Raw genomic sequence first — 16,943 nt, 5'->3', positions numbered from 1 at the left:
GCCTTAAGGCATTTAAGAGATGTTCCGGCAGCGACCTACTTTCCCAGGGGTAGCCCCCAAGTATCATCGGCGCTGGAGGGCTTAACTTCCGAGTTCGAAATGGAGTCGGGTGTGACCCCTCCGCCATGGCCACCGAAACAAAATGTATAGTTAATAAGGGTAAGTTTTTTAATAGTTAGGTTAAGACTCACGGACTATTAGTACCGGTTAGCTGAACATGTCGCCATGCTTACACTTCCGGCCTATCTACCTGGTAGTCTTCCAGGGTCCTTCAGTCACATCCGAAGATATGAAGGGAGACCTTATCTTGAGGCTGGCTTCCCGCTTAGATGCTTTCAGCGGTTATCCGTACCGATCATAGCTACCCTGCTGTGCCGCTGGCGCGACAACAGGCCCACTAGAGGATCGTCCATCCCGGTCCTCTCGTACTAGGAACAGACCCTCTCAAGTCTCCTACGCCCACAGAAGATAGGGACCAAACTGTCTCACGACGTTTTAAACCCAGCTCGCGTACCACTTTAAACGGCGAACAGCCGTACCCTTGGGACCTGCTCCAGCCCCAGGATGTGATGAGCCGACATCGAGGTGCCAAACCGCGTCGTCGATGTGAACTCTTGGACGCGATCAGCCTGTTATCCCCGGCGTACCTTTTATCCGATGAGCGATGGCCCTTCCATGCGGAACCACCGGATCACTAAGACCAACTTTCGTTCCTGTTCGAGATGTCTCTCTCACAGTCAAGCTCCCTTATGCCTTTGCACTCAACGGCTGGTTTCCAATCAGCCTGAGGGAACCTTTGCACGCCTCCGTTACTCTTTAGGAGGCGACCGCCCCAGTCAAACTACCCGCCAGACAATGTCTCCCGCCTGGCTTCACAGGTCGGGATTAGAACTCTAGAATACAAAGGGTGGTATTTCAAGGATGGCTCCACAATCACTAGCGTGACTGCTTCAAAGCCTCCCACCTATCCTACACATCATAGCCCAAAGTCCAATGTCAAGCTGTAGTAAAGGTGCACAGGGTCTTTCCGTCTTTCTGCGGGTACTCGGCATCTTCACCGAGATTTCAATTTCACTGAGTCTCTAGCCGAGACAGTGCGGCGATCGTTACACCATTCGTGCAGGTCGGAACTTACCCGACAAGGAATTTCGCTACCTTAGGACCGTTATAGTTACGGCCGCCGTTTACCGGGGCTTCGGTTCAATGCTTCGGATTGCTCCTAACATCTCCCCTTAACCTTCCGGCACCGGGCAGGTGTCAGTCCCTATACGTCGTCTTGCGACTTCGCAGAGACCTGTGTTTTTAGTAAACAGTCGCCACCGCCATTTCGCTGCGACTTCCCCTGGCTCATAAAGTAAATTCAATCACCAAAAGAAGCACCCCTTCTCCCGAAGTTACGGGGTCATTTTGCCGAGTTCCTTAGCTAGAGTTATCTCAAGCGCCTTGGGATTCTCTCCCCACCCTCCTGTGTTGGTTTGCGGTACGGTCCACTAATTGATCTCGCTTAGAGGCTTTTCTTGGCAGCATGGGATTAGTCACTTCCGTCTATAAAGACTCGTCATCACCTCTTGGCCTTAACGAAGATCCGGATTTGCCTGAATCTTCAGCCTACTGGCTTGAACCGGGATGTCCAACACCCGGATGACCTACCCTCCTGCGTCCCCCCATCACTCAAACGATCAATCAGCAGGTACAGGAATATTAACCTGTTTCCCATCGACTACGCTTTTCAGCCTCGCCTTAGGGGCCGACTAACCCTGGGCAGATTAGCTTTACCCAGGAAACCTCGGGTTTACGGCGAACGGGTTTCTCACCCGTTTTATCGTTACTCATGCCAGCATAATCACTTCTCTTAAGTCCAACAGACCTTACGATCTGCCTTCTTCCCATTAGAGAACGCTCCCCTACCGCGCCATGTAAACATGGCACCCGTGGCTTCGGTAATGTGCTTGAGCCCCGGTACATTTTCAGCGCAGAACCACTAGACCAGTGAGCTATTACGCTTTCTTTAAAGGATGGCTGCTTCTAAGCCAACCTCCTGGCTGTCTGAGTAGTCCCACCTCTTTTCCCACTTAGCACATATTTAGGGACCTTAGCCGACGGTCTGGGCTGTTTCCCTTTCGACCACGGACCTTCTCACCCGTAGTCTGACTCCCGGACTTTAAACTTACGGCATTCGGAGTTTGATAGGGTTTGGTAACCTGGTGGGGCCCCTAGCCCTTTCAGTGCTCTACCTCCGCAAGTGAACATCCGAGGCTATACCTCAATATATTTCGGGGAGAACCAGCTATCACCGAGTTTGATTGGCCTTTCACCCCTATCCACAGGTCATCCAAAAAGTTTTCAACCTTTACTGGTTCGGGCCTCCACTTGGTTTTACCCAAGCTTCACCCTGCCCATGGATAGCTCACTCGGCTTCGGGTCTAATCCAAAGTACTTATCGCCCTGTTCAGACTCGCTTTCGCTACGGCTACACCTCCACGGCTTAACCTCGCACTTTAAATTAACTCACTGGCTCATTATGCAAAAGGCACGCTCTCACCCGTCCGAAAACAGGCTCGAACTGCTTGTAGGCAATTGGTTTCAGGTTCTAATTTCACTCCCCTAACAGGGGTTCTTTTCACCTTTCCCTCACGGTACTAGTTCGCTATCGGTCGCCAAGGAGTATTTAGCCTTGGAAGATGGTCCTCCCAGATTCCCACGGGGTTTCACGTGCCCCGTGGTACTCAGGTACCTCTTAGCGTCACTTTCGATTTCGAGTACAGGGCTTTCACCTTCTATGGCTTACCTATCCCAGATAATTCCTCTATCTACTAATGAATCACTATATTGAGGCCCTACAACCCCCCGCACTTACTTTATTACCGACATGCTTATATTATTAAACTCAACAGTCGGTCATAAAGTAAGTGCGGGGTTTGGGCTAATCCCCGTTCGCTCGCCGCTACTTAGGGAATCTCTCTTGATTTCTTCTCCTCCGGGTACTGAGATGTTTCACTTCCCCGGGTTCGCCTTCCCACTAAGTGGGAATACCTGAACATTACTTCAGGTGGGTTGCCCCATTCGGAAATCCACGGGTCAAAGCCTGTTTGACGGCTCACCGTGGCTTATCGCAGCCTTCCACGTCCTTCTTCGCCTCTTGGCACCAAGGCATCCACCAATTGCCCTTAATATCTTAACCTTTACTTACTTAAAAAAACTTACCCCTATTTAACTGTCAATGAACCTGCAGACCTTAAGCTTGAACCATGCGTTTAATCATGACCAAACACCTTACTATCTGCGTCAAGGAACTTCTATTAAAGCTCCATGTTTTGCATCATTACATATAATAAAAAACATGAAACTCTAATAACTACATAATCAATCTTCCAACGCCGTTTAACTGGTGGAGGTGAACGGGATCGAACCGATGACCTCCTGCGTGCAAGGCAGGCGCTCTCCCAGCTGAGCTACACCCCCATTTAGCCTACTTGGCCTGATGCGTGGTGGGCCTAGGTGGACTTGAACCACCGACCTCACGCTTATCAGGCGTGCGCTCTAACCGAAACTGAGCTATAGGCCCGATTGATTATATGTCACTGATCATTAAAAATGTTCCTTGATGTTAAATAGTGAGTCAGCCTTATTCTTTCCGTAAAGGAGGTGATCCAGCCGCAGGTTCCCCTACGGCTACCTTGTTACGACTTCACCCCAATTATCAGCCCTACCGTGGACGCCTGCCTCTCTTGCGAGTTAGCCCGGCGGCTTCGGGTAGAACCAACTTTCGTGGTGTGACGGGCGGTGTGTACAAGGCCCGGGAACGTATTCACCGCGGCATGCTGATCCGCGATTACTAGCGATTCCAACTTCATGCAGTCGAGTTGCAGACTGCAATCCGAACTGTGATGGGGTTTTTGGGATTAGCTCCACCTCGCAGTCTCGCTGCCCTCTGTCCCCACCATTGTAGTACGTGTGTAGCCCTGGACGTAAGGGCCATGATGACTTGACGTCGTCCCCACCTTCCCCCGAGTTAACCTCGGCAGTCTCCATAGAGTGCCCAGCTTTACCTGATGGCAACTAAGAATAGGGGTTGCGCTCGTTGCGGGACTTAACCCAACACCTCACGGCACGAGCTGACGACAGCCATGCAGCACCTGTCTCTGCGCTCCCCGAAGGGCACTTTCGTATCTCTACAAAATTCGCAGGATGTCAAGTCCAGGTAAGGTTCTTCGCGTTGCATCGAATTAAACCACATACTCCACCGCTTGTGCGGGCCCCCGTCAATTTCTTTGAGTTTCAACCTTGCGATCGTACTCCCCAGGCGGGATACTTAACGCGTTAGCTACGGCACCGAAATTCTATCCCAGCACCTAGTATCCATCGTTTACAGCGTGGACTACCAGGGTATCTAATCCTGTTTGCTACCCACGCTTTCGCACCTCAGCGTCAGTAAAGGCCCAGGTGGCCGCCTTCGCCACTGGTGTTCCTCCCGATATCTACGGATTTCACTCCTACACCGGGAATTCCGCCACCCTCTACCTCACTCAAGCACGGCAGTTTCAAATGCAATTCCCAGGTTGAGCCCGGGGATTTCACATCTGACTTGCCGCGCAGCCTACGCGCGCTTTACGCCCAGTAATTCCGAATAACGCTCGCACCCTCCGTATTACCGCGGCTGCTGGCACGGAGTTAGCCGGTGCTTCCTCTGAAGGTACCGTCAAACATACCACATATTACTTGGCATGCACTTCTTCCCTTCTGACAGAGGTTTACGATCCGAAAACCTTCTTCCCTCACACGGCGTTGCTGGGTCAGGGTTGCCCCCATTGCCCAATATTCCCCACTGCTGCCTCCCGTAGGAGTCTGGACCGTGTTCCAGTTCCAGTGTGGCTGATCATCCTCTCAGACCAGCTACTCATCGTCGCCTTGGTAGGCTCTTACCCCACCAACTAGCTAATGAGACGCGGACTCATCTCAAGGCAATGGCTTAAATCAGAGGCCATCCTTTACTACATATGTAATAAACAAATGCAGACCATCCGGTATTAGCTCCGCTTTCGCAAAGTTGTCCCGGTCCTTAAGGCAGATTATCCACGCGTTACTCACCCGTGCGCCGCTTTACTCAAGAGCCGAAGCTCTCTTTCTCGCTCGACTTGCATGTGTTAGGCACGCCGCCAGCGTTCATTCTGAGCCAGAATCAAACCCTCCAGTTAAAATAACTAGAAAGCTATATATACATAACTCTACAAAACTAATTTGGACCCGTAAGCTTCTTCCTATTTCAAAAAAAACCTACTGGATTATTTGGCTGACTCACTATTTAATTGTCAAGGAACATCCTCGCGGAAATTTCAGTATTTAGTCTAACGCAAAAACACAGTCAAGCATTTTTTCGTCATTTTCATATTTTTTTTCTTTCTGAAAATCTTCGCAAAGAACTGAATCGACATCTTGTCGCCGAAAGAACGTGTAACTATGTTTTATCCTTTCCGGTGTCAACAACTTTTTTCAAGAAAAAATATTTTTTTTATAGAATGCAAACCAAAAGGCTAAAAATCAAGGGTTCTGGGAGTCCTGGGAAACATGATCACATCGCGAATATTGGTGACTCCTGTAACAAGCATGAGCAGTCTTTCAAATCCAAGACCAAAGCCCGCATGCGGAACAGTTCCAAACCTGCGCAAGTCCAGGTACCACCAGTAATCATCTTCATCTAATCCTGTCTCGGATATTCTTGACCTGAGTATATCCAATCGCTCCTCCCGCTGACTGCCCCCCACGAGTTCGCCGATTCCGGGCACAAGAACATCCATAGCTGCCACAGTTTTGCCATCATCATTCAACCTCATATAAAAGGGTTTAATGGTTCTGGGGTAATCAAACAAAATGACGGGTTTTTTGAAATAGTCTTCACATAGATATCTTTCATGCTCAGTCTGAAGATCCAGTCCAAACTCCACTGGATATTCAAACTTTCGACCGGATTTTTGCAAAATCTCAATGCCTTCAAGGTAAGGCAAACGCTGAAATGTCTGATTAAGTATGCTGTCCAGTTTGGCCTTGAGATTTTTGTCAACAAATTTCATGAACAGTTCCATGTCGTCAGAGCAATGCTCCAAAGCATGCTCAATCATTTTTCTGGTTATATCTTCGGCCAAATCCATATTGTCATTTAAATCAGCAAAAGCCATTTCCGGTTCAATCATCCAAAATTCAGCTGCGTGTCTCGGTGTATTGGAATTCTCCGCTCTGAATGTAGGTCCAAAAGTATATACATCACCAATAGCACATGCGATATTTTCTGCGCTTAGTTGTCCAGAGACAGTCAGGTGCGCTTTCTGACCAAAAAAATCATTTTCAAACACATTCTGTGTATCAGGTGATGAATTTTTTTCCAGGTCAAGCGATGTAACAGTAAACATTTCACCGGCTCCTTCGCAGTCAGAACCGGTTATGATCGGAGTATGGATATATTTAAAACCAAGGTCATGAAAATATTTATGCACTCCGAAACTTAGCTCGGAACGAATTCTATTCATGGCCCCATACTTGTTTGTTCTGGGCCTTAAATGGGCAATAGTCCTCAAAAACTCATCTGAATGCCGTTTTTTCTGCAATGGATACTTTTCAGGATCAGCTTCACCCAGCAAAGTAAGGCTGACTGCTTTCATCTCCCATGTCTGGCCCTTTCCAGGAGATGATACCAGATCACCCGTAACACTCACAGCTGCTCCAGTGCTTGTCTTTTCCAGGAGATCATACCCGGGTATGCCCTGGTCAACCACCACTTGCAGATTCTTAAGGCAGCTGCCGTCATTTATTTCAAGAAAACTGAAACCTTTGGCCTGTCTTTTGGTTCGAACCCATCCCTTTACATTTATCTTTTCTTCTGCACTCTGCGCACACAGGGCATCCTTAACCTTTACTCGCACATCATTCTCCTTGTAAGTTGTTTGATGACTTTTAAATAAGCCCTTCTAAAGCATATTAACTGGATCAAGATCCAGCCCGCAGCGGATCTCCTTATTGCTGCCAAGCACAGGAAGCAACTCCTTATAAACACTTCTGATCTTTTGCCACGAATCAGCTTTTATCAGACACTGATGCCTGTCCCTTTTTCTCAGACGGGATAAAGGCGCCGGGGCAGGCCCCATTATTCTGATGCCATAACGTGTGGCAATATTCCGGGCTTCTGTCCTCAATGTTTTTATTAACTGATCCTGACCGCTCCATCCTGAAGGAAAAGATATCCTGATGAGCCCAAGACGCACAAACGGAGGATAGCCAAAAAGTTTTCGCTTGCTGATTTCCTGATCAAAAAATCCCTGATAATCACAGTTCTTAACATATTTCCAGCAATAATGCTTGGGATTTCTGGTCTGAATGAAAACCCTTCCAGGCTTTTGCGCCCTGCCGGCACGCCCTGAAAGCTGCACCAGCAATTGAAAAATCCTTTCAGATGATCTGTAGTCAGGCAACCCCAGTCCCAGGTCTCCATCCAGCACAATTCCCAATGTTACATTTGGGAAAGTATGACCTTTACCGATCATCTGAGTGCCCACGAGTATCTGCGCTTTGTTTGCAGCAAAATTTGATAAAATTTCTTCTGTTATGGCTGGATTCCTTGCACTGTCCCTGTCTAACCTCAACACATTGATTTCTGGCAACTTATCTGCAAAAAACTCTTCAATTTTTTCAGTACCATCTCCTACCGGTAAAAATTCTGAACCATGGCAATGCTCACAAATAATGGAAAAGGGCATAGACGTACCGCAATAGTGACAAACAAGCCTCTGCCGACTTTTATGGTATGTGAGACTGACCTGACAGTCCTTGCACTTGGCTGTTTCAGAGCAGTCATTGCACATAATTACTGGAGAATACCCCCTGCGATTATGCATAATTACGGCCTGCTCACCTTTTTTCAGAACTTCAATCAAGGCCTGGTTGACAGTCTTTGACAAAGGTCCACCAGCAGGTGGATCAACTTTCAGGTCAACAAAGTTCACCTCTGGAAGGATGCTTTGTCCTACCCGGTTTTCCATGGTGTACAGGCTTATCCTGTTTTGCATAGCCGCATAAAATGTCTTGATGTCAGGGGTGGCAGACCCAAGCAGGAGAAGAGAGCTATCGCGTCGCGCTATGTAGTGGGCTATCTCCTTGGCCTGGTAAATAAAACCTTGATCCTGTTTGAATGACTCATCATGCTCTTCATCTATGACCATTAGCCCCACATTACTGACAGGCATAAACAGAGCCGACCTTGTGCCAACCAATAGTACAGGCCTGGAGTCAGCTCTGATGAGATTAAAAAGGTTTTCCTTGTCAGATGGACTTTTCAGGCCATGATGCAGGTGGACATTCATACCGGGCATTCTTGCCCGCGCTTCCAGGTAAAGCTGGTTGGCTATGGCTATCTCAGGAGCCAGCAATATGGCGGAACGCCCTGATTCCAGGGTCTGGCGGGCAAGGCTAATATAAACAAGAGTTTTGCCGCTTCCTGTGATGCCATGCAGTATTGCTGCATGAAACACGTTCTCATGCAGTATTGGAACAAGCTCGTCAAGAACCTTCTGTTGATCCGATGATGGCTGAAAACTGGAAGCCGTTGACAATCCAACCTCTGACATGTCAACAGCATCTTCTTCCTTGATACTGATCAACTCTTTGTTAAGCAATGACTGCAAGCTGGAAACACATGAAGGGCCCACAAGTTTTTTTAAACGTTGAACCGGCATTTGCCCCTGCTCCCAGAGAACATCCATAACCTTCCATTGCACCCTTGCATTGGGGAGAATTGACCAGGGAGGATCTTTTTCAATGCTGACTATCTTCCTGGATACTTTTCTGGGAACTTTAAAATCCAGATCTCCTGCCTGCCATAGCCTGGCAAGCTCTCTGAGGTGTTCAAATTCCTGACCTTTCCCTGGTAGAGGAATTCTGCGCTGGTCACTGTCGCCCACAAGAATATCGCGCACTTTGCGCAAGGACGCCGGCAGAATGCCAGCCATAATACGCCCTGGTTCTACCAGGTTTCTGCTGGAAAGTTCTTTCACCATTGCAATGTATGAAGAGTCAAGTAAAGGCTCCCTTTCCAGAGGCCAATGTATAAACTTCAACCTTGCAGGTCGGTCTAAACTGACGGTATTCTCAAGAACAGCTGGACAGAGCCGGTTACCTGCACCCATGGGGATCAGCACACGCAGTCCTGGCTTCCAGATATCAGGTGGAAAATATGCCGGAATGGAATAGGTTAGGCTTTTATAGGGCGGAACAAGTAATGTAGCTGCCCATAAAATTTGTGTTACTTCCATATAAGCTTAGAGAGAGGTAGGACTTGTGTTTCAAAAAAAAATAATGCGTTTCTTGCTGGAAGCACAATAAAACAGGAGGTAGTCAACTTAATTCAGAAAACATTGTATCATGTGCCGGGACGTGATAATAAAGCAGTTATCCAAGACTGACAACGGTTTTGGATAACTGCCATTTCTTGAATTTTTCTAAACAACTATAATTGTTTTGCTAATAAAATCAGACGGTTACAATTTTCATATTTTTACGATTTTTGCTTATGAATGATGCACATTTGCCTGAAAAATTCTGTCAAAGATGAGAGCTTTACGCCTGGCACAGCTTCCTGCCCGGAGGGGGACTGTCCCTTGCTGTGTAAATTTTATCATTAAATCAAATTTCTTCAAGGAACCAATGAAGCATCAGTTTTGTATGTAGCACCTCGCGGGGACTGTCCCAATTTCCAGAAAAGTGACAGACTCGTAAAGTTACTCACACGTTCGGTCCCGGGCCGCCCTGGTGAGGAGCTTAAAACCAGGAACGAAGATCAAGGAACTTTGAGCTCTCAAGTCATTACTTGCAATTCAGAAGCTCTCCAAGCATTGATCTAAGCTCATCCTTTAATTCAGGATCTTTCAGGGCAAAGTAGATATTACCAGTCAGGTAGTCAGCCCAGTCGCCTATATCAAATCTTCTTCCATCCAGCTTAACCGCGAGAAGTCTTTTGTTTTCGGCTAAGGCCTGCAAAGCATCTGTCAGCTGATACTCCAGATCGTAGCCAGGTTCCAGGTTCTCAAGATACTCAAATATCTCAGGAGTCAAAACATATCTGCCTACCAGAGCCAGCCTTGAAGGAGCATCTTTAGGATCAGGTTTTTCAAAAACCTGTCTGACTCGAAAAAGCCCCGGGGCAAACTCTTCTCCTTGAATAATTCCGTACTTTGAAACTCTTTCGCCTGGAACTTCTACAACACCCACCACAGGCATATGCTCAGTCTTGGCAACTTCCATAAGCTGGCTAATGGCCGGTCTTTTGCTGAACATCAGATCATCACCAACCATTACAGCAAACGGCTCCTGCTTAACAACCTCGCGAGCGCACAGCACTGCATGGCCGAGCCCTAACTGCTCTTTCTGTCTGACTGTGATAATATTGGCCATCTCAGCCACCTGACGGACATCCTTGAGCAGATGTTCCTTGCCAGACCTTCTCAATGCAGCTTCAAGGGAAAGGTTATAATCAAAATGATCTTCTATGATCCTTTTCTGCTGGTTGGTCACAAAAACAACATCATTTAAGTCCGCATCAATGGCCTCTTCCACAACATACTGAACAGCCGGTTTTCTGTAGACTGGAAGCATCTCCTTGGGGACATTTTTTGTTGCAGGCAAGGACCTTGTACCCCATCCAGCCACTGGGATGATAACTTTTTTTGCTTCCATAGATAACTCCTTATCTTAGTTGTATTGCAAATCAAACTGCCAGTTCTTTAGTCGTGGCAGACCATTTTCCATGTGTAAAATAATTCTGATAATATATGTTTAGGGCTTTGCATGTGGCACGGCTTCCTGCCCGGAGGCATACAGCCCGGAGGGGGACTGGCTCTTCCGGGACCCACTTGTCCCAAAAAATGAGATATTTTAAGCACAAAATGATGTTCAAGTGGGCCCCGGAGTGCCTGTTCCCTGCTTTTCATGAAAACGGCGACCAGATACTTTGGGTGTAGCGCTAATGAGTTTTTAAACCCTTTTCCACCTCCATGGCAAGGTTATCGGCCCATTTTTCAACAAGCTGTTCATTATCGCCTTCAACCATGATTCTGGCAACTGATTCTGTGCCTGAGTACCTTAAAAGAATGCGGGCTTTTTCTCCAAGATCTTCCTGAGCGCTTTTAACAGCTTGATTAATTGATGGAACCTGATCAAAAGGTATCTTTCTCTCCACGTGTACATTAATAAGTCTCTGAGGAAATGGTGTCAAAATCTTTGCAAGTTCTGACAATGATTTATTTTGCTCCAGCATAATGCGCAAAAGCCTGATGGCCGCAAGAATTCCGTCTCCTGTAGTGGAATATTCCATCATAATCAGATGTCCGGACTGTTCACCACCCAGAATGGCCCCTCTGCGCCGCATTTCTTCAACCACATACCTGTCACCCACTTTTGTACGAATCAATTCTCCACCTGCTGATTTCATAAAAACTTCCAGAGCCAGGTTACTCATAACAGTAGATATAAGCTGCTTACCTGGAAGCGCATCAATATCCATCAGATCTCTGGCAAAAATGGCCATGATCTGATCTCCGTCCAGAATTACACCATTTTCATCAATGGCAATAAGCCGGTCTCCGTCACCATCCAAGGCCAGACCGATATCTGCTCCATGACGCATAACCATATCTGCTGCCACTTCAGGATACAACGATCCGCACTTTTTATTAATATTCAGCCCATCCGGATCGTCTCCTGTGGCAATCACTTTAGCTCCAAGCTCCTCAAATATCAGGGGGGCAACTTTATAAGTGGCGCCATTGGCACAATCAATAACTACCTTCATGCCCTGCAGAGACATGGAACTGGGCAGACTGTTTTTGAGATGAACAATATATCTGCCGGGACTGTCCACAATCTTTCTTGCCTTACCCATAAATTCCGGCTGTGGATGCGACCAGTTTATATCAGGTGATAGAACCATTTCAGAAATCTCATCCTCCACCTGGTCTGATAGTTTGAAGCCCATATGATCAAAAAATTTAATGCCATTATCCATAAATGGATTGTGAGAGGCTGAAATAACCACACCAAGATCAGCCCGCATATTTTTGGTCAGAAAGGAAATGGCTGGTGTAGGCATGGGGCCGACCATGAAAACATCCATTCCTGAAGCGCAAAAACCTGATGTCAAAGCATTTTCAAACACGTAACCTGACAGCCTGGTGTCCTTACCTATAAGCACCCTGTGTCTTCTATGTCCATTACGAAAATACTGACCCGCTGCCAGGCCGAGTCTGAGTACAATCTCAGGCAGCATGGGAAAAATATTGGCCTGACCTCTTAATCCGTCAGTTCCAAAAAGCTTTCTGCGCATATCAAACTCCATGTAAGAATTATTGTAATTGTTCAGTTCTTTGCATGTTGCACGGGGACTGGATCTTCCGGTGCGGTACATGCCAGAAACTGAATACCATGTTGTAATTGCTTATTTAATTTCAACAAGAATTTTTTCCGGCCTGCTTTCTACAACCTTGCCATCCCTGGGAAGTTCAAAAAGAACCTCTACTTCATGCTCACCTGGTTCCATATCCTGTTCCAGTCGGATATAATAAGTTATACGGTCTCGCCAGTTGGCTGAACGAAGCAGGAAGCCCGGCAAGGCCAGGTTGGCTCTGGCATATTTTTGTTCAAGTGTAAATTCCATACCTTCATCGGCCAGAACAAGTATATCCTTCCTGACCCATATCTCTTCAAGAACTGGTCCGAATGAAAATTCCACCAGTACTTCACCCACAGTTGATTCTATATCTGGATAAAGATCAAGTCCTGCCCTTTTTATTATCCTGCGGGGAGTTTCCTCTCTGATCTCAATGTAGTTTGTTTCAATTTCCTCCAGGGTTTCCAATATCCTTTCCGGACCCCGGACTTGAACAGTTTCAGGTTCAACACTCACCTCAAGCAACTCAAAATCAGGGCTGATATGGGCCTGCCAGTTGACATTGACCGGTACAAGCCTGGATACCCTTCTGTCCACTTCCAGCTCAAGTACTGGCGGTTCAATCTCAACCACCTCCACAGCTCTCGGCAGGTTGATGTTTTTTGGATCAAGCTGAACCATATTGGTTCCGCGATGTGCACTGGAAAGGTCCAGGCTGTAATGCAGTCGGGCTGTCTCAACCCTGTTGAGTACAGTACTGGTTCCGCGTACGCGTACCCTGACAGAACTGACCATACCAGTGCGCAAAACGTGTTCCGCAGGAAGATTAACAACCTCCACAGGCACATTCAGCCAGATATCAACCTTTTCCTGACCACTTACAAGATACCAGAAAAACAATGCCAGGATTACTGCTATGATTCTATACTGCCAGTTAAATTTAAACATATTCTACTTTTCCCAGGCTGAAGAAAGCACTCTTCTAAGACGAACTTCATCCAACGGACCAATAAGCTTCCCGCCTATAGCTACTGAAACAACCCCCCTTTCCTCTGAAACAACTATGGCAATGGCGTCTGTTTCTTCCGTGATGCCAAGAGCTGCTCTGTGCCTGGTTCCATAATCCCATCTTGACTTGATGCCTACAGCTAGGGGCAAAATACATCCTGCTGCAAGAATTTTATCATCCCTGATTATAACAGCGCCATCATGTAAGGGAGTATTCGGATAAAAAATAGTTTCAACAATTTCTTTGGAAAATTTAGAGTCAACCTCAACGCCGGACTCAACCACATCACCTAGGGGCGTTGTTTTTTCTATGACCATTAATGCGCCTATCCTTTTTTTTGCCATGGTTATTGACGCCAGGATAAGCTCATCCAGAATTGCAAGACCTGGACGCGACCTGAACCATAGCCTTCCTCCGCCCATTTCAGCCAAAGCCTTACGGATATCGCGCTGAAACAAAATAATAATAACCAGAAAAAGGGAACCAAGAAAATTTGCCAGCAGCCAGTGCAGAGTATAAAGCCCCAATTCTCCGGAAAAATAAAATATTACCAGCAAAAGAAGCAGTCCGTAAAATACAGACACAGCCCGTGTACCCTTTACCAGAATAATTACCCTGTAAATGATAAAGGCTACAACAACAATATCAACTATGTCCCGCCAGGCGAACTGTAAAATTCCAAGATTCAGTACCATATTTTTCTTAGTATCTTCAATGTATTAACGGTTGCGGGTACATCATGAACCCGGTGAATGCCCACTCCTTTAAGAGCAGTAAGCGCTACAGCCACCTGGGTGGATGTACCTCTCTCTTCCATTTTCAGTCCTGACAAGGTACCCCACAATGATTTGTTGGAAACCCCCAGATACAGTGGCAGACCAAAACTCAAGAATTCATTTACTCTCTTTAATATTTCAAGATTATGTTCAAGCGTCTTACCAAAACCTATGCCGGGATCCAGAACTATACGGGACATGTTCATACCGGCCGCGGTAAGTGCATTCAGCCGCTCTTGAAAAAAAAATTTGATTTGGTCCACTACATCTGAATAAATTGGATTTTTCTGCATATCTTGAGGTCGACTGCTGCTGTGCATCAAGACATACCCTGGTTTGTATTGAACGATAACATCCATCAGTCCAGGATCAAAGCGACAGGCAGAAACATCATTAACAATCGAAGCACCGGCTTCAAGGCACGCTGAGGCCACACTAGCCTTATAAGTATCCACAGATACCCGGGCATCAGGATGTCTCAATAAAACATCCGAGATAACCGGTAAAACCCTGGCAAGTTCAGTTTGGGCATTAACTGGCTCGGAAAAAGGTCTTGTACTTTCTCCGCCTGCATCGATAATGTCCGCTCCCTGCTTAAGCATTGCAGTGGCATGATCAAGCGCTCTGGAGTGCTCATCATATTTTCCTCCATCATAAAAAGAATCTGGAGTGACGTTCAAAATACCTGCAATCAAAAAAGGGGCAGGGCCTATGACCCCGCCCCCCTTCACTTTCCACCTGATCAACTGTAATTTCCCCTCAATTTTTGGAGACTTCAATATTTACTCTTCTATCTTAAACTCATCTTTTTCAGCTTTTTCAGCTTTTTTCGGGGCCTCATCAGACTTTTTTCTGCTTGAATCCCGACTTTCCTCTGGAGCCCTCATTTTATCTGCAAGGGGAGGCAACTCTTCACCATTCATGACCATCTCCACTTCAGCTCCGGACAATGTTTCTCTTTCAAGCAGGGCCTCTGACAAGTTTTTAAGGTTATCCAGATTATCTTTCAGAAGCTGTTTGGCTTTTTCATAAGCATCACGTACAATCTTTTTGACTTCATCATCAATGAGCCTGGCTGTCTCTTCGCTATATTCTTTATGCTGAGTAAACTCCCTGCCCAAAAATACCTCTTCTCCTTTTCCGCCAAACGCCAAGGGCCCCAATGTTTCGCTCATGCCCCATTCACAAACCATTTTTCGCGCCATTTTAGTAGCACGCTCAATGTCATTGCCCGCTCCTGTGGTCATTTGGTTAAAAACCAGTTCTTCCGCTACCCTGCCGCCCAGCAGCACAGCAAGATTATTTTCAAGGTATGTTTTGGAATAATTATAGCGTTCATCCTGAGGCAGCTGCATGGTCACACCCAAAGCACGTCCTCTCGGAATAATGGTTACTTTATGTATTGGATCAGAACCAGGTAAAAGCTTGGCCACAATGGTATGCCCGGCTTCATGGTAAGCCGTTGTGGTCTTTTCTTCATCACTTAAAATTAAACTTCTCCTTTCCTTGCCCATAAGCACCTTATCCTTAGCCTCTTCAAAATCTTCCATACTGACATGTTCTTTACCGAGTTTGGCAGCGTGCAAAGCAGCCTCATTGACAAGATTTTCAAGATCAGCTCCGGAAAATCCCGGTGTTCCCCTGGCAATAACTTCCATATCCACTCCCTGCGCCAGAGGAGTCTTGCGGCTGTGCACATCCAATATTCGTTTTCTCCCCGCCACATCCGGATTTGGCACAACAACCTGCCTGTCAAAACGTCCGGGCCTCAGGAGTGCCGGGTCAAGAACATCAGGTCGGTTAGTGGCGGCTATCAGAATTACCCCTTCGTTGGATTCAAAACCATCCATTTCAACCAGAAGCTGATTAAGTGTCTGCTCTCTTTCATCATGTCCTCCGCCAAGGCCTGCTCCCCTTTGCCTGCCAACAGCATCTATCTCATCGATAAAAATCAGGCACGGAGCATTTTTCTTACCCTGAACAAAAAGATCTCTGACCCTGGATGCTCCAACACCAACAAACATTTCCACAAAGTCAGAACCGGAAATGGAAAAGAAGGGAACTCCGGCCTCACCAGCCACTGCTCTGGCCAGCAGAGTTTTACCCGTTCCTGGAGACCCCACAAGCAGAACACCTTTGGGGATGCGCCCCCCCAGGCGGGTGAACTTCTTGGGATTGCTCAAAAAATCCACTACCTCGCTAAGCTCATCCTTGGCCTCGTCCACGCCTGCTACGTCTGCAAAAGTTACTTTTGTATCTTCCTGGGATATCATCTTGGCCTTGGACCTGCCGAACGACATGGCTTTTCCGCCACCACCCTGCATCTGTCGCATAAAAAATATCCAGACACCAATTAGAAGCAACATGGGAAACCACGATATAAAAATCGTAGTCAGCCAGGAAGCCTGGTCTTCTGGTTCCGCTTCAACCTGGACATTGTTGGTTATGAGCATATCCACAAAATTCGGATCATCAGGAACAAATGAGGTAAATCTGCGATCATCTATGAGTCTTCCTGTAACTTTCTGACCCTGAATCTTCACAGCAACAACCTCACCCTGATTGATCCTGGTCAGCAGTTCGCTGTATGTCAGGGTATGCTGAGGAGTTTGAGGCTGGTTGAACAGATTAAACAAAATAATCAGAACCAAAGATATTGTTGCCCAAAGCAACAGATTTCTAGAAAAATTATTCAAGTCTTTACCTCTCTACCGTAAAAAATAAATGCAATGGG

The 16,943-nt window shown here is 46.7% G+C and carries 8 protein-coding genes, 2 tRNA genes and 3 rRNA genes; all 13 read right to left on the bottom strand.

Going from position 1 to position 16,943, the window contains the following annotated elements; translation table 11 throughout:
- Positions 1 to 22: 22 nt before the first annotated feature.
- Positions 23 to 137: ribosomal RNA gene (gene rrf / locus LZ23_RS05870) — 5S ribosomal RNA — on the bottom strand.
- 39 nt (positions 138 to 176) lie between these two features.
- Positions 177 to 3,181 (bottom strand): 23S ribosomal RNA (locus LZ23_RS05865).
- A 205-nt stretch (positions 3,182 to 3,386) separates the two neighbouring features.
- Positions 3,387 to 3,462, bottom strand: a tRNA-Ala gene (locus LZ23_RS05860).
- Positions 3,463 to 3,486: 24 nt separating this feature from the next.
- A tRNA-Ile gene (locus tag LZ23_RS05855) sits at positions 3,487 to 3,565 on the bottom strand.
- Positions 3,566 to 3,638: 73 nt separating this feature from the next.
- Positions 3,639 to 5,195 (bottom strand): 16S ribosomal RNA (locus tag LZ23_RS05850).
- Together the 16S, 23S and 5S rRNA genes with 2 tRNA genes alongside form the textbook arrangement of a ribosomal RNA operon.
- Before the next feature lie 336 nt (positions 5,196 to 5,531).
- On the bottom strand, positions 5,532 to 6,914 hold the full coding sequence (asnS, locus tag LZ23_RS05845) for an asparagine--tRNA ligase (protein ID WP_045212403.1): 1,383 nt from the start codon (positions 6,912 to 6,914) through the stop codon (positions 5,532 to 5,534).
- 45 nt (positions 6,915 to 6,959) lie between these two features.
- Positions 6,960 to 9,296, bottom strand: coding sequence for a replication restart helicase PriA (gene priA, locus LZ23_RS05840; protein ID WP_045212401.1), 2,337 nt, complete (start codon positions 9,294 to 9,296; stop codon positions 6,960 to 6,962).
- A 550-nt stretch (positions 9,297 to 9,846) separates the two neighbouring features.
- Positions 9,847 to 10,716 carry a UTP--glucose-1-phosphate uridylyltransferase GalU gene (galU, locus tag LZ23_RS05835; protein ID WP_045212400.1) on the bottom strand — a complete coding sequence of 290 codons (870 nt, stop codon included), beginning with the start codon at positions 10,714 to 10,716 and terminating at the stop codon, positions 9,847 to 9,849.
- Between the two features lie 286 nt (positions 10,717 to 11,002).
- Positions 11,003 to 12,361 (bottom strand): phosphoglucosamine mutase, encoded by a 1,359-nt coding sequence (gene glmM / locus LZ23_RS05825; protein WP_045212415.1) that lies wholly within the window; start codon positions 12,359 to 12,361, stop codon positions 11,003 to 11,005.
- A gap of 111 nt (positions 12,362 to 12,472) precedes the next feature.
- Positions 12,473 to 13,372 (bottom strand): CdaR family protein, encoded by a 900-nt coding sequence (locus LZ23_RS22370; RefSeq protein ID WP_052507147.1) that lies wholly within the window; start codon positions 13,370 to 13,372, stop codon positions 12,473 to 12,475.
- Positions 13,373 to 13,375: 3 nt separating this feature from the next.
- The gene (gene cdaA / locus LZ23_RS05815; RefSeq protein WP_045212396.1) at positions 13,376 to 14,128 is read right to left on the bottom strand and encodes a diadenylate cyclase CdaA; all 753 of its coding nucleotides are present in this window, start codon (positions 14,126 to 14,128) and stop codon (positions 13,376 to 13,378) included.
- A complete protein-coding gene (folP, locus tag LZ23_RS05810) occupies positions 14,119 to 14,892 on the bottom strand; it encodes a dihydropteroate synthase (RefSeq protein ID WP_232300425.1) in 774 nt (257 codons plus the stop codon). The genes cdaA and folP overlap by 10 nt, the downstream gene beginning before the upstream one ends.
- Before the next feature lie 99 nt (positions 14,893 to 14,991).
- The gene (gene ftsH, locus LZ23_RS05805) at positions 14,992 to 16,905 is read right to left on the bottom strand and encodes an ATP-dependent zinc metalloprotease FtsH (RefSeq protein ID WP_045212394.1); all 1,914 of its coding nucleotides are present in this window, start codon (positions 16,903 to 16,905) and stop codon (positions 14,992 to 14,994) included.
- Positions 16,906 to 16,943 lie beyond the last annotated feature (38 nt).

This window comes from Desulfonatronovibrio magnus, from assembly GCF_000934755.1.
Taxonomy (GTDB): Bacteria; Desulfobacterota; Desulfovibrionia; order Desulfovibrionales; family Desulfonatronovibrionaceae; genus Desulfonatronovibrio; species Desulfonatronovibrio magnus.
Note: the sequence above shows the minus strand (reverse complement) of the source record. Positions and strands in the feature narration are given on the sequence as shown.